At 65.2% G+C, this 19,244-nt stretch carries 17 protein-coding genes and 1 tRNA gene; 11 read left to right on the forward strand and 7 right to left on the reverse strand.

Annotated features, from left to right (window positions below):
- Positions 1-48 precede the first annotated feature (48 nt).
- The 4 genes from IEY28_RS05720 to IEY28_RS05735 all read left to right on the forward strand — a co-directional run bounded on the left by IEY28_RS05720 (position 49) and on the right by IEY28_RS05735 (position 5,128).
- A complete protein-coding gene (locus tag IEY28_RS05720; RefSeq protein WP_188995356.1) occupies positions 49-2,121 on the forward strand; it encodes a hypothetical protein in 2,073 nt (690 codons plus the stop codon).
- A gap of 210 nt (positions 2,122-2,331) precedes the next feature.
- Complete coding sequence (tbsP, locus tag IEY28_RS05725) at positions 2,332-3,150, forward strand: transcriptional regulator TbsP (RefSeq protein WP_188995358.1); 819 nt, start codon at positions 2,332-2,334, stop codon at positions 3,148-3,150.
- 31 nt (positions 3,151-3,181) lie between these two features.
- Positions 3,182-4,894, forward strand: a complete 1,713-nt coding sequence (locus IEY28_RS05730) for a YcaO-like family protein (protein ID WP_188995360.1) — start codon at positions 3,182-3,184, stop codon at positions 4,892-4,894.
- Between the two features lie 81 nt (positions 4,895-4,975).
- Positions 4,976-5,128 carry a hypothetical protein gene (locus IEY28_RS05735; RefSeq protein ID WP_188995362.1) on the forward strand — a complete coding sequence of 51 codons (153 nt, stop codon included), beginning with the start codon at positions 4,976-4,978 and terminating at the stop codon, positions 5,126-5,128.
- 1 nt (position 5,129) lies between these two features.
- On the opposite strand, the gene IEY28_RS05740 is transcribed toward IEY28_RS05735, so the two are convergent.
- The 4 genes from IEY28_RS05740 to IEY28_RS05755 form a co-directional block, all read right to left on the reverse strand.
- The gene (locus IEY28_RS05740) at positions 5,130-6,278 is read right to left on the reverse strand and encodes a DUF63 family protein (RefSeq protein WP_188995363.1); all 1,149 of its coding nucleotides are present in this window, start codon (positions 6,276-6,278) and stop codon (positions 5,130-5,132) included.
- Positions 6,279-6,366: 88 nt separating this feature from the next.
- Positions 6,367-7,203, reverse strand: a complete 837-nt coding sequence (locus IEY28_RS05745; protein WP_188995365.1) for an inositol monophosphatase family protein — start codon at positions 7,201-7,203, stop codon at positions 6,367-6,369.
- 54 nt (positions 7,204-7,257) lie between these two features.
- Positions 7,258-7,455 (reverse strand): hypothetical protein, encoded by a 198-nt coding sequence (locus tag IEY28_RS05750; protein ID WP_188995367.1) that lies wholly within the window; start codon positions 7,453-7,455, stop codon positions 7,258-7,260.
- 297 nt (positions 7,456-7,752) lie between these two features.
- Positions 7,753-7,836 (reverse strand) — tRNA-Leu (locus tag IEY28_RS05755).
- 103 nt (positions 7,837-7,939) lie between these two features.
- On the opposite strand from IEY28_RS05755, the gene IEY28_RS05760 reads away from it, so the two are divergent.
- The 3 genes from IEY28_RS05760 to IEY28_RS05770 are packed head-to-tail and all read left to right on the forward strand — an operon-like array spanning position 7,940 to position 9,524.
- Positions 7,940-8,155 carry a hypothetical protein gene (locus IEY28_RS05760; RefSeq protein WP_188995369.1) on the forward strand — a complete coding sequence of 72 codons (216 nt, stop codon included), beginning with the start codon at positions 7,940-7,942 and terminating at the stop codon, positions 8,153-8,155.
- Positions 8,156-8,195: 40 nt separating this feature from the next.
- Positions 8,196-8,675: a DUF309 domain-containing protein gene (locus IEY28_RS05765; protein WP_188995371.1), complete on the forward strand. Its 480-nt coding sequence runs from the start codon at positions 8,196-8,198 to the stop codon at positions 8,673-8,675.
- Between the two features lie 60 nt (positions 8,676-8,735).
- Complete coding sequence (locus IEY28_RS05770; RefSeq protein ID WP_188995373.1) at positions 8,736-9,524, forward strand: M14 family metallopeptidase; 789 nt, start codon at positions 8,736-8,738, stop codon at positions 9,522-9,524.
- Positions 9,525-9,535: 11 nt separating this feature from the next.
- On the opposite strand, the gene IEY28_RS05775 is transcribed toward IEY28_RS05770, so the two are convergent.
- From IEY28_RS05775 to IEY28_RS05785, 3 genes are read right to left on the reverse strand one after another with little or no spacing between them, the layout of a single operon-like run.
- Positions 9,536-10,165, reverse strand: coding sequence for a cupin domain-containing protein (locus tag IEY28_RS05775; protein ID WP_188995375.1), 630 nt, complete (start codon positions 10,163-10,165; stop codon positions 9,536-9,538).
- Positions 10,162-10,614, reverse strand: coding sequence for a UPF0179 family protein (locus IEY28_RS05780; RefSeq protein ID WP_188995377.1), 453 nt, complete (start codon positions 10,612-10,614; stop codon positions 10,162-10,164). The genes IEY28_RS05775 and IEY28_RS05780 overlap by 4 nt, the downstream gene beginning before the upstream one ends.
- Before the next feature lie 32 nt (positions 10,615-10,646).
- Positions 10,647-11,024: a DUF5820 family protein gene (locus IEY28_RS05785; RefSeq protein WP_166970620.1), complete on the reverse strand. Its 378-nt coding sequence runs from the start codon at positions 11,022-11,024 to the stop codon at positions 10,647-10,649.
- A gap of 452 nt (positions 11,025-11,476) precedes the next feature.
- Between IEY28_RS05785 and IEY28_RS05790 the strand changes: the two genes are divergently transcribed.
- The 4 genes from IEY28_RS05790 to IEY28_RS05805 are packed head-to-tail and all read left to right on the forward strand — an operon-like array spanning position 11,477 to position 19,169.
- The gene (locus IEY28_RS05790; RefSeq protein WP_188995379.1) at positions 11,477-13,549 is read left to right on the forward strand and encodes a PrkA family serine protein kinase; all 2,073 of its coding nucleotides are present in this window, start codon (positions 11,477-11,479) and stop codon (positions 13,547-13,549) included.
- Positions 13,550-15,832 carry a PrkA family serine protein kinase gene (locus tag IEY28_RS05795; protein ID WP_188995381.1) on the forward strand — a complete coding sequence of 761 codons (2,283 nt, stop codon included), beginning with the start codon at positions 13,550-13,552 and terminating at the stop codon, positions 15,830-15,832.
- Positions 15,823-17,139, forward strand: coding sequence for a YeaH/YhbH family protein (locus IEY28_RS05800; protein ID WP_188995382.1), 1,317 nt, complete (start codon positions 15,823-15,825; stop codon positions 17,137-17,139). Before IEY28_RS05795 ends, IEY28_RS05800 begins: the two co-directional genes overlap by 10 nt.
- On the forward strand, positions 17,136-19,169 hold the full coding sequence (locus IEY28_RS05805) for a SpoVR family protein (protein WP_188995384.1): 2,034 nt from the start codon (positions 17,136-17,138) through the stop codon (positions 19,167-19,169). Before IEY28_RS05800 ends, IEY28_RS05805 begins: the two co-directional genes overlap by 4 nt.
- The last annotated feature ends 75 nt before the right edge of the window (positions 19,170-19,244 follow it).

Raw genomic sequence — 19,244 nt, forward strand, 5'->3', positions numbered from 1 at the left:
TTCGGTTACCAGTATGTATATAATCCAGAAGGACGCAGTGGGTATCACATGGTCACCTGGGGGGTGACAGATGCGAGTACTGGTGGGACTGAACTCGCATCTGTCAGCGACGAGGAGCCAGTGTGCTCGACAGCCCTGCTAGAACAGTTAACGAACCGACGGCAGAAAAGCGGGGAGGCGATACCGCGACCGACGGACGAGTGTTACAGCGGCGAGGCGGCACAACTCCTCGTGCCGTGTGACGACGTCACCGTGACGGCGCTGGACTGTAACGCACAGTACACGCTCGCGACGGCCTCCGAACTGCCGGCCGGGTCGTTCCTCCTGAGCGGGACGACCGAGACGACCCCGGACGCTGCTTCGGGCGACCCACTGGCCAGCAACGCCCTCCGCCTGTACGTGCGGTTCGACGGTCCTGCATCGCTTCGCCCGACCTGTGACGGGACCGTCCTCTCGCTGTGGGAGTCGAAATCCGTCACCGTCGGGTCCAGAGAGACGACCATCGGCCTCCCCCGCGTGCAGGTCCCCGAAACGGCCGCTGGCCTCGCGACGGGCATCTCCTATCTGAGCGCGGCCCACCACACCACCAGCCCCTCGCGTTCGCATCCGAACCAGCGGGACCACCCGCCACTCCTGACGACCGGCGAGACAGTGTCGATTCCCGACAGTATCGCGGAACAACGGCCGACGACGGGTATCGAACTGTGTCTGCCGTCGACCGTCGAGTCACTGTTCGTCGCGGCGCCGCTCGCGTACTACCTCGGTGCGGAGGTGTGCGTCGACGACCGTGAACGGCCCATACTGACCGCTACAGGAACCGACGTCAGACACGAGTTCAGTCCGCTTCCGACGTTCCAGAAAGAAGTCGCGTCGTTGCTACAACAGGTGTTCTACCTCGACTGTCTCGTCCGTCGGATGAGTCCCGAATCGGCTCCGGAACTCCTCGAGGCGTGTTCGCTCGACCGGCAGTCGGTGCGGACACTGTCGCCCGCGGGCAGACTGGAGCGGTATCTCTCGACCCCGACGGAGACGGTCCGAGCTGCCGCCCCCGAGTGGCACCTCTCGACGCACGCACGGCCCTCACACGACAGGGCGCGCTGTCTCCCCTTCCTGCTCGACAAACTGAGCCTCGTCTACCTCTCGGAGGGGTCGGAACTGGACCGGAACGATCTCCTCGACCGAACGCTCTCGGACGCGTATCCGACCCGCGGGAGCGCTCGACAATCGTCTGTCCTCGACCCGCGCGGGGGAAACAGTCGGGTGCAGGCGTGGCTCGCGCCGGGAACGCCCATCGACGCGTTCAAGACGACGACGACGGCCTACGAGAACCGGTATCGGTTCCGGGACCGCGACAACGACCGTATGCAGGTCTCGGTCGTACTGAACGACACTCAGATGAGCGACGAGCAGGGGACGGTCACGGAGATCTATCGCGCAGCGGATCTCCCGATGGACGTCACGGTCAGTGAGTCGTTGACGACGGTCGAACTCGCCGACGTCTTCGAGGCGGAGAACGACTTCGTTCACTTCATCGGTCACTGCGACGACGACGGACTGCGGTGTCCCGACGGCAACCTCTCGGCAGCCGAGCTATCGCACGCACGGACTCCGACGTTCTTCCTCAACGCCTGTGGCTCCTACGAGGAGGGGCTGGACCTCGTCGAGCGCGGGGCGGTAGCCGGTGCGGTGACGTTCAACGACGTCCTCGACCGACACGCGGCGATGGTCGGCACCGCGTTCGCTCGCCTGTTGAGCAACGGGTTCAGCATACAGCGGGCCCTCCAGTTGGCTCGGCGGCGTATCATGATGGGTCACGACTACGCCGTCGTCGGTGACGGCACGTACGCACTCTTGCCGAGCCCGACCGACCCGGTCGTCGTCTGGGTGCAGGAGACGGCAGACGGGTACGACCTCGTCTGTGAGGTGGTGACCCCGCGCGCCGGCGACGGGTACGCGCTCCCGTTCGACGGCGAAGTCGCGCTGAACGGACGACGAACCGAGAAGACGGTCACCGAGGAGACGCTCGTCGACACGCTCGAATCGGTCTCGGTTCCCGTCATCTTCGACGGGGGGTTCCACTGGTCCCGTACCCTCGCGACTCGGCTGCGCGCGTCGGCATAATATCCCAGCGATTATCACAGAGGGTCACTAGTCCGCCGATAGCGACCACAGAACACACCCAGTAGCGCCATCGAGTTTCGTTTGTGATAGCTGGGCCGGAACATATATTTAAGTCGTCGTAAAGGTGCCTGTGGCTGGTGTGTTCAAGAATTCAACTCGAATCGGCCGATGAAATTAAATGTTACAAGCCACAATACATACATTGGGACAATGAGTGCAACCCTATTGAACGACGACGTCGGTGCGATGCTGTCGTCGGTGTTCGACGACGCCGACGACCCGATATACGTCGTGAACCCGGACCGAGACACCATCTCGGCACTCGTGACGACGTTAGACGAACAGACAGAGCCTCCGGAAGTGCGGCTGCTTGCGGACGAACGAGCCCTGAAAGACGTCATGGACGACTTTCTGGTGGCGAGTACGGCCGCCGACCTCGTCGAGAGCGGCGACCTGACGATGCGACTGTTGGCGCACGTGCCGACCCACTCGGTCGCAGTCACGGCCGACAGCGTCTTCGCGCTCGTGACCATCGGCGACGCTGTCGGCGGTCTGGGGACCGACGACAGCGAGTTCGTAGACGGGGCATACGAGTACTACGAGACCACGTGGGAGGGGGCTGAAGCGTACTCCCTCCGAACACCACCAATCACTACCGTCCGTAGCACGCTAGAGAGCGAGATCGGCGAAGCGACCGCGGCGGACTTCGACAGCGTCCTCGGGTCGCTCACGACCGCGCGCGGCGACGGCGACGGCCTCGACGAAGTGACGATCAGTCTGCTGGTGGCCGCCCGGAACGGCGAACTGCTGTACGACATCAGCAAGTGGGGCGAGGACGTCGGGCTGGCGAGCAAAGCGACGTTCTCCCGGACGAAGACCAAACTCGAAGACATGGGGCTCATCGACACAGAGAAAGTCCCCATCGACGTCGGGCGTCCGCGCCTCCGCCTGATGCTCGGAGACGAGCGCCTCGAAAGCGCCGACGCCGACGAACTGGCGACGGTCGCACAGAGCCTGCTGGCCGCATAGGTTTTTCCGCCCCCTCTGTGTTTTCCCGGACATGAGTACTGTCGAAGTCGTCGGGAGCGGTCCCGCCGTCGAGTCGTTGGTCGCGGCGCTGGCGGAGACGCCGTCTGAGGTAGTTCGGCGGGAGGACCCGCTCACCGGCGACGCCGACCTGAGCGTCGTCGTCGGGCAGGTCACGGCCGACCTGTTCGGCACTGCGAACGAGCGTGCGAGAGCGACCGGGACGCCGTGGGTAGCCGTCGAACTCGGCGGCATCGGTGGCGTCCCCGTCACCGACGCCGCAATCGCCGGATTCGGCCCACAAACCGGCTGTTACGACTGTCTGACCGAACGCGTGCGCTCGAACGCCGACCAGCAATCCGACCCCGCAGGGGCCCCCGCCGCCAGTACGCAACGGTTCGCCGGTGCCGTCGCGGGACGACGAATCGAACAGGCGCTCGCCGGGGAGGGCGTCGTCGTCGGGACGGTGCTCGAACTGCCCCACACCGAGCGACAGTTCCTCCCAGTCCCGGGGTGTGCGTGTCGAGACGCGGAACGGTGGACGCTCACTCACGCTGGGGACCGTGACCACGACCGAGAGGCGTTGTCCCGCGCGGAGGCCGGCCTCGACGAGCGAGTCGGTATCGTCCGGAACGTGGGCGAGGCCGAGTCGTTCCCGGCGCCGTACTACCTCGCGGAGCTCACGGACACCGCCCGGTTCAGCGACGTGACGGCCCCACAGCAGGCCGCCGGCGTCGCGACGGACTGGGACTCGGCGTTCATGAAGGCGCTCGGCGAGAGCTACGAACGGTACGCCGCCGGCGTCTACCGAGCGGCGGAGATGGTCTCGGGGACCGGCGAGGCGGTGGCAGAGCGCCTCGACCCAGCAGAGTTCGTCGCCCCCGACGGCGGCGCGTGGGGCGGGGGTGAGGCCGTACCGTGGGTCCCTGCAGAGAACCTCGGCACGGGTACACAGCGCCTCGCTCCGGCAGAAGTAGTCGTCTACCCGCCGCCATCCCACGCCGTCCGCCCGGCGACGACGACGGGACTCGGACTGGGAAGTTCGGAGACCGACGCGCTCCTCTCGGGCCTCTACGAAGTGGTCGAACGCGACGCGGCGATGCTCTCGTGGTACGCCACCTACGACCCGCTGGAAGTCGTCGTCGAGGGCAACGAGACGTTCGACGCGCTCCGGCGACGTGCCCGCTCGGAGGACCTCGACGTGACGGCGCTGTTGCTCACGCAGGACGTCGACGTGCCCGTCGTCGCCGTCGCCCTCGAACGCGAGACGTGGCCGAAGTTCGCGCTGGGGTCGTCGGCCCGCCTCGACCCGGCCGAGGCGGCCGTCGGGGCGCTCGAAGAAGCGCTCCAGAACTGGATGGAACTCCGCGGGATGGGGCCGGAGGACGCCGCGGACGCCGACGGGGCAATCGGATGGTACGCGGACCGACCGGAAGCGGCCGCGTCGCTGACCGAGACGGCGACGGCCGTGCCCATATCGAGCGTCGGTCCCGACTCCGTGCCGACCGGTGGGGCCGAACTCGACGAACTCGTCGACCGGGTGGTGGATGCTGGTCTGTCCCCGTTCGCAAGCCGACTCACGACGCCGGACCTCGAACTGATGGGGTTCGAGGCGGTCCGGGCGTTCTGTCCGACCGCCCAACCGCTGTTCTTCGACGAGAGCTACTTCGGCGACCGCACGGAGACGGTGCCGACGGCCCTCGGCTTCGAGCCACGACTGGGCCGAGACCACCATCCGTTCCCCTGACTCGATTACCGGTTAGTTTAATACGAGCCGCGTCGTCAGTTACCGTCGTGTGATAGGCGGTATCACAGCGCATGGACACACATGGTGACAGAGTTCGACCTCCCGTGTAGCGATTGCGGACACGACCTCGTGCGCGTAGAGACCACGGCGACCGACGGGTCGCCGGTGGCGGTCGCGGAATGTCCGAACTGCGGGGTGCGACACTACCCCGAGTCGGCGCTGCGAGAGTTCTGAATCAGATGGCGAACGTGGCCCGCAGCATGTCCCGCGTCCCCGGTCCGAGACCGACCGCGGTGACGGCGACGAGCAACAGCAACGCGTAGCGCGGGCTCTCGTCTATGAACTCGTCGTTGAACAGCCAGACGACGAGCGACGCGACCACGAGTTTCACGACGAGGAACGGCCACGAGGTACCGATGGCGGCGGTCAGGCCGGCGGGCTGGAGCGCCTCGGTCGTCGCGATGATGAACGCGTTGGCCGGGTGTTTCGGGTAGTAGGTCAGCGGGACGTTCAGCACGTCCAGCCAGTCGGCCAACACGACGTTCGCGACGCCGTCGATGGCGTGGCCCCAGATGACGACCAATCCGATGTAGCCGGTGCCGTCGTTGACCTCGGGGGCGAACGACTCGAAGGCGCGATACAGGCCGTAGGACAGCACTGTCGCCAACCCGACGGTCGTGAGCAGGACCGACGGGTACAGCGTCGAGTACTCCGTGGTCGTCGCCACGCCAGTCAGATAGAGAACCGTCACGGCGACGAGGACGCCGCCGACCGCCGCAGTCGACCGGTAGTAACTATCGACGTACCCCTCCCGGTCGAGTCTGAGACAGAGAATCAGCGTCGCCAGCGTCACGACGAACAACGTGCCGTAGATGACCGGGCTGATGATGAGCGAACTGAGCGGATAGTCGACGATGGGTGCGAACCCGGCTTCGATCGCTCGGTCGGTCGCGTCTTCGACCGTTCGGAGCGCCCCGCCCAGCAGCATGAACGGTACGAACGCGAAGTACAGTTTCGGGTCCTCGGCGATCTCCAGTCGATCCAACAGGAGATAGACGCCGACGAGCATGTACACCAGAATCAGCATGTACCCGATTTCGGAGACGACGGTGTAGCCGGGTTCGGCCACGATACGGCCCTGCTGGACCGCGGCGGTACAGCCCTCGTACAGCGGTTCCGGGCCGCTGTCGGTCATCACGGCACAGCTCGCGGCTTCGGCGTCGGCGTACACTGGTCCCCAGAAGTAGTGCCAGAGGAACCGGTCCCAGACGGCACGCGGGAACGCGAGGACCGCACCCAAACCGGCTACGAGGATGGCGACGAACGAGGCGACCCAGAGGCGCCCGGCCCCGTACTCGTCGACGACCTGCTCGAACGTGTTCATGGCCGAGTCACCGGCGTGCGTCGGTTTCAGGTTTCCGGTCGCGTGCGTGGGTGCTGCGACACCGACACGGCGGACCGACGGGAACGACTCAGGCCAGCGCGTCCGTCGCCGCCGCGACCAGTTCCGCGTGTGCTTCGCCGTTCGAGGCGACGAGGCTGTCGCTGTCGTGGCGCCAGCGCTCGCCGTCGGCATCGGTCACCGTCCCGCCGGCCTGTCGGACCATGTGGACACCGGCCAGCGTGTCCCACGGGTGGTTCGGGTTCGTGCAGACGGCCCCGTCCAGCGCCCCGTCGGCGACGTACGCGAGCGTGGCCTGAAAGCTCCCGATGCGCCGCATGTCGCCGAACCGGCCGACGACGGCGCCACACAGGTCGGCGAACTCGGTTCGGTCGTCACGGTCCCACCAGCCGACCGGCGCGACGGCGAACGTCTCGGGGTCGCTGCGCTCGCTCACGGAGAGGGTCGCGCCGTCCCGCGTCGCGCTCTCCGGTCCGGCGGCAAAGAGGTCGCCCTCGGACGGGAGGTAGGTGGCCGACCCGACCGGTTCGCCGTCCTCGACTGCGGTGACGCTCGTCGCCCACGTCCGGTTCCCGCGGACGAAGTTCGCGGTCCCGTCTATCGGGTCGACGACCCACACCGGTCCGGTCGCCGGGACCTCGTCGAGGACGGACGGGTCGGTCTCGCCGGTCTCGGGCCCGCTCAACGTGACCACGTCCTCTTCCAGAACGAACGCGTCGTTGGGGAACTCCTCACGGACCGTCGCGACGACCTGTCCCTGCGCGTCCCGGTCGGCCTCTGTCACGAGGTCGTTCTTGTTGGCCTTCGTCTCGACGGCGAGGTCGCCACGGAACGCCTGCCGCGCGACGACGCCCCCGGCCCGGGCAGCACGTTCGGCGAGCGCCGCTCGGTGATGTGCATCTGGCATGCCCGGGGCTGGCAGGGCTGGGGACTTACCACCTCGGTTTCAGGAAAAGAGAGACTACTCGTGGCTGGCCTCGTCGACGGCGTCCAAGATGGACTGTGCGATGTCCCGGGCCTCCTCGGGCGTGTACAGTACCTGGTTCCCGAGCGACTGCTCGATGCGGACGTAGTCGTCGTCCGCTTCGATGGAGAAAAACGCCGTGTTCTCCAGCGGTGGCACTCGGATACCCGAACCGTCGGAGTGGTCGGTTGCCATGCGAGTTGTTAACTCACGTCCCCGTATAAAACTACTCATATGTGAGAGATCGGCTGACACATCCATATTAGTGAGAGACGAACACACGGAGTATCTTCCGTAGAGACGACCGAATGCCACGTCGTCGGCACCGACCACGGAGCAATCTATACGTCGGGACCAGGCCGGTGGAGCCGTCGCGGCGCGGCCGGTGTCCAGCGCCGCCGCTGGTGGGTGTGGTTCAGAGAGTTTGCGAGGGAAGACCGCTCCGTGCGAGTCTTCCGGCACTGTGTGCGAGGGACCGTATCGGTCCAACAGTGCGAGGGAAGGGATTTGAACCCTTGGACCCCTACGGGAGCGGATCTTGAGTCCGCCGCCGTTTCCTGGCTTGGCTACCCTCGCACGCGTTGCTCGCATCACGTTCTGACGACGGTGTGGTATAAATGTCGTACGGAACTGTGGCGGCGGGCAAACGACTAACAGCGTGGAACGCGAGTGGCGACGTATGCCGTCCCTCGCGACCCCGTTTCAGATGGGTGGGGCGCTACCGGTCGTCGGTGTCCTTCTAGCGTTGCTCCTCGCCGCCATCGTCGTCTACGCGCTCCGGAACACCGGCGAGTATCACGACCCGGGGGCGGGAGACGCCGTCGTCTGCCCCCGCTGTCACCACTCGACGGCGGCCTCGGATAGCGTCTGTCCCGAGTGTGGGAAGGACCTCTGAGGACCGGTGGATTGACCCATGCAGGTCACGAACGAGGAGTATGGACGAACACACGCGAGACCCGACTGTCGCCCCGCCGGACGGCGACCCGGCCGGATGGCGGGCGGACGGGCAGTGGGAGCACGCGACGCTCCGGCGGGCCGTCGTTCACGGCGTCCGTCTGTACAACGCCGGGGAGTTTCACGACTCACACGACTGTTTCGAAGACGAGTGGTACAACTACGGCCGGGGGTCCACCGAGAGTAAGTTCCTCCACGGGATGGTACAGGTGGCCGCTGGCGCCTACAAGCACTTCGACTTCGAGGACGACGACGGGATGCGCTCGCTGTTTCGCACCTCGCTGCAGTACTTTCGCGGGGTTCCCAACGACTACTACGGCGTCGACTTACTGGACGTTCGGACGACAGTGACGAACGCGCTGCAGGACCCGAGCGTGCTCGACGGCTGGCAGATACGACTCGACGGCGGCTACCCGGTCGCCGACGAGACCGACGTCGCGTTCGCCGAGGACCTCGACTGACACTCGGTCGCCGCACGGAATCCACACGACTCTAATGGCCGGGAGCACAACTACGACCGAATGCGAGTGGAACAACTGGGTGAGGGAGAACCGGACGTCGCCGTCGTTGGGAGCATCCACGGCGACGAGCCGTGCGGTCGGGACGGTATCGAGGCGGTCCTCACGGACCCGCCGACCGTCTCCCGGCCGGTGAAGTTCGTCGTCGGCAACGAGGCGGCGCTGGCCGCCGGCGAGCGATACCTCGATACCGACCTCAATCGAGCGTTCCCCGGCGACCCCGAAAGCGAGGCCCGCGAAGACCGACTGGCCGCCGAACTCGCCGCCGAACTGCGTGGCTGTACCGTGCTGTCGCTGCACTCCACCCAGTCCTACGACGGCATGTTCGCGCTCGTCGACGACGTGACGACGCTGGTCCGTGACATCTGTCCGAAACTCTCCGTCGACGCCGTGGTCAAGACCAAAGGGGTCAACGAGGGCCGACTCTTCTCGGTCGTCCCCGCCGCCATCGAGGTGGAGTGTGGGTATCAGGGGTCACCGGAGGCGGCCGCCAACGCCGAACAGGTCATCCGCGAGTTCCTCGCCGCGACGGGCGTCACCGACGACCCGGCGCCGACCCGGACCGAGTCGCTCCCGGTGTTCCAGCTCGGCGACCCGATTCCGAAGGCCGCCGCCGAGGAGTACGAGGTGTACGCCCGGAACTTCGAGGAACTGGCGGCCGGTGAACCCATCGCCGCCGCCGACGGCGATCAGGTCCTCGCCGACGAACCGTTCCATCCCATCCTCCTCTCTGCGGAAGGGTACGAGGACGTCTTCGGCTACACGGCTGATCACGTCGGCGTCCTCGACTGAGGTCGACGCCGTCACTCACGTCTCACCGGCAGGTACTCGGGGTAGCGGTTGTCGTAGCCGACGGCGCGACCGAGGACTGCGGTCGTGCGAATCCCGAGCAACTGGAGCCACATGGGGAGATGCGCGAGCAACAGCATGTCGTCGAACTCGTCGAGCAGCACCGCCAACCTGAGGGCGTTCAGCGGCATCCCCGACGGCGTGACCGGGGCGCCGTCGCGGGCGAGGCCGTAGGTCACCCGCATGAACTGTTCGGTGCGGAGGCCGGGCGTCACCGACCCCCTGACGTGGAGTACGTCGTCCCCGGCGTTCCAGAACCGATGGACGTCGCCGGCAGGGACGACGGCCGTCGCACCGGCGGTCAACTGCCGTCGGTCGCCCTCGTGGGTGATACCCATCGTCCCGGACTGTACGGACAGCCGTTCCACTTGCTCGGGGTGGACGTGACGCATCGGGCCGTGTGATCCCTCGGCGGCCAGCCACATGTCGAACCGGAGCGGGTCGGTTTCGGGGTCGTCGGGTCGTTCGCGGAATCGGACGACTTTCCCGGCCGGCGGACTCGCCAGACAGTCGTCGTCGACGAAGTGCGTGTGGCCGAACGGCGAGTCGTCGGCGTCCGTATCAGCACTCGGGGTGTCGCTCACGCGTCGTCGGGGGCGTCCAACTCGACCAGCGTGAGGTCCCGGTCGAGCATGCAGTAGTCGTGTGGCGGGTCGCCGACGACCTCCTCGATGCGGTACTCCTCGTCGAACTCGGCGCCCATCGGCTCACAGTACTGGTGGCTCGGACATTCGGTGTGGGGACAGGGACCTGCCAGCGACGCGTTGCTGCCGGCGTAGGCACCTTTGGTCGGGACGTTGGCACGGATGGGGGCAGGTTCGACCTCGACGGCGCGGACGCCGGTGTCGTGGATCGCGCAGTCGAGCGTCTGGCCGCTCTCGCGGACCTCGGTGATGCGATAGCGGCGGCCGGGCGTGAGATTGAGACACTGGGTCCGGTACGGACACCCGGCACAACCGTCGGCCTCGCCGTGGTAGACGAACTCCTCGCCCACCTCCGCGAGGCGCGTCCCGACGAGCGTTACAGTGGTCATAGTGAGGGATAGATCCGGGCGGAATTTAAGGGTCAGGACCGGCCGGTCAGGTCGTCGAGTTCGTCGAGGTAGTCATCGCGCGGTACCTGATACAGCGAGCGGTAGTCGACCTCGCCCGAGGCAAAGCGGTTCGCGAGGTCGACGGCGGCGTCGACTGCGGACGCCCGGTCCTCGAAGGACTCGGCGTCGCGGTCCACTTCGGGTTCCAGATACAGGGTGACGTACCAGTCATCGCCCGACCGGTCGAGGCCGGGTCGGCGGGTTCGTTTCCCCCGTGTGAGGTATATCGTCGGGAGACAGGGCGCAGGGAAGTTCTGGCTGTCGAAGACGTCCGGACGGTACGCGAGGATGAGTTTCGCCTCGGTCTCGTTCCAGACCGTCCAGTCGTCGGCCAGTCCGTCGAGGTCCATACCGACGGCTTCGTCTCGGCAGGCAATACTCTATCGACTACTGACTCGTCGCCCGCTTTCGGGAGGGGCACTTATAAATCGTCTCGGCGCTCACCCTCGTGTGAATCCGTACCTCAGCGATGCCGTCTCCGTATTAGGTCCTCATTCGAGGCGTCGAAAACCCGGCGTTATATGGGTAACGGGAAAAGGTTCTTTATGCTGAAGCACTCATGTGTTAAATAGTATCGGAAACAGTAACCCACTGTCACCCGTTACCACTGGGGTGGGTCCGTCCCCGCGACCACCCGGCCAGCACACATGGCATGGTACGACTACCGGCCCGCAATAACGGGTCCTACCGCGGCCGCCCGCCTGCACGCACGGAGCGGCAGTTGGTGGCATCGGTGTACTGAGTCCGACACGCTGGCCCTGCGTGCCCGCGTGCCATCGCGTGCCGAACTCACAGAGATAGCATGAGCAAGAACAAAGAGACACTGGAAGCGCTGAGCAAGGAGTACCAAGACACGATACCGGCCGATCTCCGGACGACGCGGAGTTTCGACTGGTATCTCGACCAACTGTACGACGAACCGCGAATCGCCCGCAACGCCCACCAGCGCGTCGCGGACATGTTCGACTACTACGGGACGTCCTACGACGAGGACGCCGGCGTCGTAGAGTACGAGATAGCCAGCGAAGACCCGCTTCACGACGGCGAGAACACCTTCTACGGCCGCGAGGTCCACGAGGCGATACACGAGTTCGTGAACAAGGTCAAGTCCGGAGCGCGGGGTCTCGGTCCAGAGAAACGAATCAAGTTACTGCTCGGTCCCGTCGGGTCCGGGAAGTCCGATTTCGACCGACAGGTCCGTCGGTACTTCGAGGACTACACCCGCCGCGACGAGGGGCGGATGTACACGTTCCGCTGGACGAACCTCTGTGACGTCATCGGCGATCAGGACCCGGCCGACGACGTGGTCCGGTCGCCGATGAATCAGGACCCGATGGTGCTGCTGCCACAGGACCAGCGAGACAGGGTCATCGAGGACATCAACGAGGAACTCGACGCCCCCTACACCATCCGGAACGAGCAGGCGCTCGACCCCGCCTCGGAGTTCTACATGGACCACCTGCTGGCCAACTACGACGACGACCTGCAGGCCGTCTTAGAGAACCACGTCGAAATCGTCCGGTTCGTCGCCGACGAGAACCAGCGACAGGGTATCGAGACGTTCGAACCCAAAGACAAGAAGAACCAGGACGAGACGGAACTGACCGGCGACGTCAACTACTCGAAGATAGCTATCTACGGCGAGAGCGACCCGCGAGCGTTCGACTACTCCGGGGCGTTCTGTAACGCCAACCGCGGCATCTTCTCCGGCGAGGAACTGCTGAAACTCCAGCGCGAGTTCCTCTATGACTTCCTGCACGCCAGTCAGGAACAGACGATCAAACCGAAGAACAACCCGCGTATCGACATCGACCAGGTCATCGTCGGCCGGACGAACATGCCCGAGTACCGGGACAAGAAGGGCGACGAGAAGATGGAGGCGTTCAACGACCGGACGAAACGCATCGACTTCCCGTACGTCCTCCAGTACGAGGAAGAGGCCAAGATATACAACAAGATGCTCCGGAACGCGGACTTACCGGACATCCACGTCGAACCGCACACGCTGGAGATGGCCGGCCTATTCGGCGTCCTCACCCGCATCGAGGAACCCGACACGGAGTCGGTCGACCTCGTCCAGAAGGCCAAAGCCTACAACGGCGAGATAGACGAGGCCGACGACATCGACGTGAAGAAGCTCCGCGACGAGGCCGCCACCACCGCCGACATCGGCGAAGGGATGGACGGCGTCTCCCCGCGGTTCATCGGCGACGAGATCGCCGAGGCCATCATGGACTCGATGCACCGCGACAGGCAGTTCCTCTCGCCGCTGACGACGTTCAACCACCTCGAAGGCAACTTAGAGAACCACGGTTCCATCGACGAGGAGTCCTTCGACCAGTACTACCGCTTCCTCGAACTCGTCCGCGAAGAGTACAAGGAACGGGCCATCGAGGACGTGCGCCACGCGCTGGCCTACGACATGGACGAGATCCAGCGACAGGGCGAGAAGTACATGGACCACGTCATGGCCTACATCGACGACGACACCGTCGAGGACGAACTGACGGGCCGCGAGCAGGAACCGGACGAGCAGTTCCTCCGCTCCGTCGAGGAGAAACTCAACCTGCCCGAAGACCGAAAAGACGACTTCCGGCAGGAAGTGTCGAACTGGGTCTCACGGAGAGCACGCGAGGGCGATACGTTCAACCCGCAGGACAACGACCGCTTGCGCCGCGCCTTAGAGCGCAAACTCTGGGAAGACAAGAAACACAACATCAACTTCTCGGCGCTGGTGTCCTCCGGCGAGATGGACGACGACGAGCGCAATCAGTGGATAGACGCCCTGATCGAGCAGGACTACTCCGAAGAAGGTGCCCGTGAAGTGCTCGAGTTCGCCGGCGCGGAGGTCGCTAAAAGCGAGATGGAGGACTAGATGAGCGGCGAGGAGTACATCGGCCGGGCGGACGACTCGCTTGACGCCACCTACGAGGCGCCGATGAGCCTCGCCGAGTACGTCGACACCGTCCTCGAGACGCCCGGGATAGCCGCACACGCCTCGAAGTACATGCTCGCAGCCATCGAGGCGGCGGGCACGCGCACCGTCATCGAGGAAGGCGAGGAGAAAGAGCGCTACCGCTTCTTCGACGACCCGTACAACGACGGGGAACACGCCATCCTCGGTAATACGGAGGTGCTGAACGCCTTCGTCGACGACCTGCGCTCTATCGCCGCGGGGCGCGGGAAAGACGAGAAGATAGTCTGGCTCGAAGGCCCGACGGCGACGGGCAAGTCCGAACTGAAGCGGTGTCTCATCAACGGCCTCCGGGAGTACTCGAAGACGCCCGAAGGCCGGCGATACACCGTCGAGTGGAACGTCGCCGGCGCGGGCGGGAGCGACAGCGCCCTGACCTACGGCGACGCACCGGTCGAAGACGAGGACGACTGGTACGAGAGTCCGGTGCAGGTACACCCGCTTACGGTGTTCCCGGCGGACGTCCGCACCGACCTGCTGGCCGAAATCAACGAGCGGCTGGACGATCACATCGATATTCACGTCGACGGCGAACTGGACCCGTTCTCCAGAGAGGCCTACGACTACCTCGAAGAGCAGTACCGACGGCAGGGCACCGAGGACCTGTTCTCGGCGGTCACCGACCCCGCTCACCTCCGGGTGAAAAACTTCGTCGTCGACGTGGGACACGGCATCGGCGTCCTCCACTCCGAGGACGAGGGGACGCCCAAGGAGCGACTGGTCGGGTCGTGGATGCACGGCATGCTCCGCGAACTGGACTCTCGGGGTCGGAAGAACCCGCAGGCGTTCTCCTACGACGGCGTCCTCTCGCAGGGCAACGGCCTACTGACGGTGGTCGAAGACGCCGCACAGCACGCCGACCTGCTCCAGAAACTGCTGAACGTCCCCGACGAGAGTCGCGTCAAACTGGACAAGGGCATCGGGATGGACGTCGATACGCAACTGGTCATCATCTCGAACCCCGATTTGGAGGCACAGTTGAACCAGCACGCCGACCGAGAGGGACAGGACCCGCTGAAGGCGCTGAAACGTCGGCTGGACAAACACGAGTTCACGTACCTGACGAACCTCTCGCTTGAGGCCCAACTGCTCCGGCGGGAACTGACCAACGAGACGACTGTCTGGGACCCCGATTCGTGGGAGGAACTGGAGACGTGGATCCAGGAGCCAGTGACCGTCTCGGTCCGTGACGACGTGGCGTCGGCGACGGACAAGGAACTCGCGCCACACACTATCGAGGCCGCCGCGCTGTACGCCGTCGCCTCGCGACTCGACGCCTCGAACGTCCCGAACGGACTGGACCTCGTCGACAAAGCGCTCCTGTTCGACCGGGGCTACCTGATGGAGGGCGACGAGCGAATCGACATCGACGACTACGACTTAGAGACGACGGACCACGACGGGGACCACGGCATCCCCGTGACCTACGTCCGTGACGTGGTCGCGGACCTCCTCCACGAGACCCAGGACCGCCACCACCCGGACCTGCCCGTCGAACACGTCATCATGCCCCGAGACGTGCTGAACGCCGTCGCCGAGGGGATGGGCGACGCCCCGGTGTTCTCGGCGGCGGAAGCCACCGAGTACGAGGAGCGCGTCGTCCCGGTGAAGAATCATATCTTCGGCGAACAGGAGCGAGACGTGTTAGACGCGATGATGCGGGACAAGCGCGTCGACGAGGCCACCGTCGAAGAGTACATCGAACACGTCTACGCGTGGGCCTCCGACGACCAGATAGAGAACGAACGCGGCGAGTACGTCGACCCGGACCCGCTGAAGATGAAGGTGTTCGAGATAGAGCACCTCGGCCGGTTCGACGAGGAGAACTACGACGACAACGACCCCGACGAGGCCGTCGAGGCGTTCCGCACCGACAAGATAATCACGGCGCTGAACCGCCACGCGTGGCAGCGCCGCGACGAGGAGTTCCGCGTCGGCGACGTCTCCCCGAAGGAGATTCCGGTCATCAAGACCGTCCTCGGGAGCCACGACTGGGACGACGTCAAGCGGACGTTCGAGGACTTCGATCCCCGACAGTGGGACGAACCGCCGTCGGGGACCGAGACGGCTCGACTCAAGCAGATGACTATCGAGAACATGGTCGACATGCACGGCTACAGCGAGGCCGCCGCCGAACTGACCAGCCGGCACGTCATGAATCAGGTGAGTTACCGATGGGACTGAAAGACGACCTCGAACGGTACCGTGAGGTGGGCGAGGACCGCCGGCAGGACCTCGCCGAGTTCATCCAGTACGGCGATTTGGGGCAGTCCCGCGGCGACGAAGTGCGCATCCCCATCAAAATCGTCGACCTCCCGGAGTTCGCCTACGACCAGCGCGACAAGGGCGGCGTCGGGCAGGGTGACGGTGCCGAACCGGGCGACCCGGTCGGCCAACCACAGCCCCAGCCGGGCGACGACGGCGACGAGGACGGCGACCCCGGCGAGGAGGGCGGCGAACACGAGTACTACGAGATGGACCCCGAGGAGTTCGCGAAGGAACTCGACGAGCAACTCGGACTGGACCTCGAACCGAAGGGCAAGAAGGTCATCGAGGAGAAGGAGGGTGACTTCACCGACATCACCCGAACCGGCCCCTCCTCGACGCTGGACTTCGAACGCCTGTTCAAGAAGGGGCTGAAGCGAAAGCTCGCGATGGACTTCGACGAGGACTACGTCCGCGAGGCGCTGAAAGTCGACGGCTGGGGGCCGGCGACGGTGTTCGAGTGGGCCCGCGGAAAGAACATCCCCGTCTCGAAGGCGTGGATAGAGGACGCCTACGAGGACGTCCCGTCGAGCGAACGGGGGGCGTGGGACACCATCGAGGAGATGGAGGCCAACGTCGAGGAAGAGGACGCTCCCACGCGCATCCGACGCGAGGGCGTCGACGAGATTCCGTTCCGCCGGGAGGACGAGCGCTATCGCTACCCCGAAATCGTCGAGGAGCGCGAGAAGAACGTCGTCGTGGTCAACATCCGCGACGTCTCCGGGTCGATGCGCCAGAAGAAGCGCGAACTCGTCGAACGGACGTTCACGCCGCTGGACTGGTACCTCCAAGGGAAGTACGACAACGCCGAGTTCGTCTACATCGCCCACGACGCCGACGCGTGGGAGGTCGAACGCGAGGAGTTCTTCGGCATCCGCTCGGGCGGCGGGACGCGCATCTCCAGTGCGTACGAACTCGCCGCACAGCGACTCGAAGCGGAGTACCCGTGGAGCGAGTGGAACCGCTACGTGTTCGCGGCGGGCGACAGCGAGAACTCCTCGAACGACACCGAGGAGAAGGTCATCCCGCTGATGGAGCAGATTCCCGCGAACCTCCACGCCTACGTGGAGACCCAACCGAGCGGGAACGCGATCAACGCCACCCACGCCGAGGAAGTCGAGCGGACGTTCCGCGACAGCGACAACGTCGCCGTCGCCTACGTCTCCTCGCCGGGGGACGTGGTCGAGGCCATCTACGAGATACTGAGTACGGAGGACAACGGATGAGCACCGACGACAGATTCGCCAAACAACGCATCGCCGACGACCTCGAAGAACCGGTTCAGGAGGCGGGCAAACTCGCTCGTCGACTGGGCCTCACACCGTACCCGGTGAACTACTGGGTCGTCGACTACGACGAGATGAACGAACTCATCGCCTACGGCGGGTTCCAGCAGCGGTACCCGCACTGGCGCTGGGGGATGCAGTACGACCGCCAGCAGAAGCAGGGCCAGTTCCTCGGCGGGAAGGCCTTCGAAATCGTCAACAACGACGACCCGTCCCACGCCTTCCTACAGGAGTCGAACACGCTGGCCGACCAGAAGGCGGTCATCACGCACGTCGAGGCCCACGCCGACTTCTTCGCGAACAACAAGTGGTTCAAGATGTTCAGCGACGGCGCACCCCGGTCGGCGGACGGAGAAGGCCGGGACAGAGGCCCGGACGCCGCCGGTATGTTGGCCCGACACGCCGACGCCATCCGGGAGTACATGCAGGACCCCGAGATAGAGCGCGGGGCCGTCGAACGGTTCGTCGACCACGTCCTCTGTCTGGAGGACAACATCGACCAACATCAGCCGTACAGTCCGGTCGAGACGGCCGAGGAACACTTCGAGGACATCGAGGGCGTCGACGTCACCGAGCAACTGGACGAACTGGACCTCTCCGAGGAGGTCAGGCGGCAGGTGTTCGACGACGAGTGGTTGGACGCACAGGACGACGACGGCGAGGGCGTCTCCTTCCCGGCCGAACCCGACAAGGACGTCCTCGGGTTCCTCAGGAAGCACGGGATGGCCTACGACGAGGACGCCGGCAAGGCCGTCGAGATGACCGACTGGCAGAAGGACGTCCTGGAGATGTTGCGCCGCGAGGCGTACTACTTCGCCCCACAGAAGATGACGAAGGTGATGAACGAGGGGTGGGCGGCCTACTGGGAGTCGCTGATGATGACCGGCGAACGCTTCGCCGGCGACGACGAATTCGTCCTCTACGCCGACCACATGGCGCAGGTGCTGGGGTCGCCGGGGCTGAACCCGTACAAACTCGGCATGGAGATATGGGAGTACGTCGAGAACACCGAGAACCGCCGGGAAGTGGTCGAGCGGTTGCTCCGCGTCGACGGCGTCACGTGGCGGACGTTCGGCGACGTCGTGGACTTCACAGAGGTACAAGAGCACCTCGAACCGCCCGCGTGGCTCCGCGACGTGGCCGGCCACCTCGACGAACTCGACCCCGAGGACCCGCGCGTGGACGCCGAGGGCCTCGAAGCGGCCCGCGACGGCGAGTTCGACGTCGACCGCTACCCGTGGAAGGTCCTGACCTACGAGGGGCTGGCCCAGCGACACTACTCGCTCCTGAAGCCCCAGTATCGCGGGTTCGTCTCGCGGGTCGGACAGGAGGGACTGGAGCGCGTCTCCCGCTACATGTTCGACGACGCGCGCTACGACAGCATCGAGGAAGCGCTGGCCGACGTCGAGTACACCCGCGGCTGGGAGCGGATGCGCGAGATTCGCGAGAGCCACAACGACGTGACGTTCTTAGACGAGTTCCTCACGCAGGAGTTCGTCGACGACAACGACTACTTCACCTACGAGTACACCCACGCCTCCGGCGACTACCGGGTCACCTCGACGGACCACGCCGACGTCAAGAAGAAGTTGATGCTGAACTTCACGAACTTCGGCAAACCGACCGTCGTCGTCGAGGACGGCAACTACCAGAACCGCAACGAACTGCTCTTGACCCACCAGTACAACGGCGTGATGCTCGACCGGAGTCAAGCGACGGCGGTCCTAAAGCGCGTCTTCGAACTCTGGGGGCGGCCGGTGAACCTGCTGACCATCACCAAGGAGTTCGACGACCACGACATCGAGGTCGCGAAGCGCCGCGACCGCGAACCCGAACCGGAGGAGGTCGGCAAGCGACTACGCTACGACGGCGACGAAGTCACCATCGAGGACGTCCCGTGGAGCGACGTCGAACACCTCGCGGCGACGGACATCGACTACAACACCAAGCCCGACGAGTGGCTTGCCTGAGCGCTTTTTGCCCGCTTTCACCGGTCGCTCAAACCACCGTCGAACCGTCCAGAAGATATGTGCCCGTCTCGGCAG

The sequence above is a fragment of the Haloarcula pellucida genome (assembly GCF_014647235.1).
GTDB lineage: Archaea > Halobacteriota > Halobacteria > Halobacteriales > Haloarculaceae > Haloarcula > Haloarcula pellucida.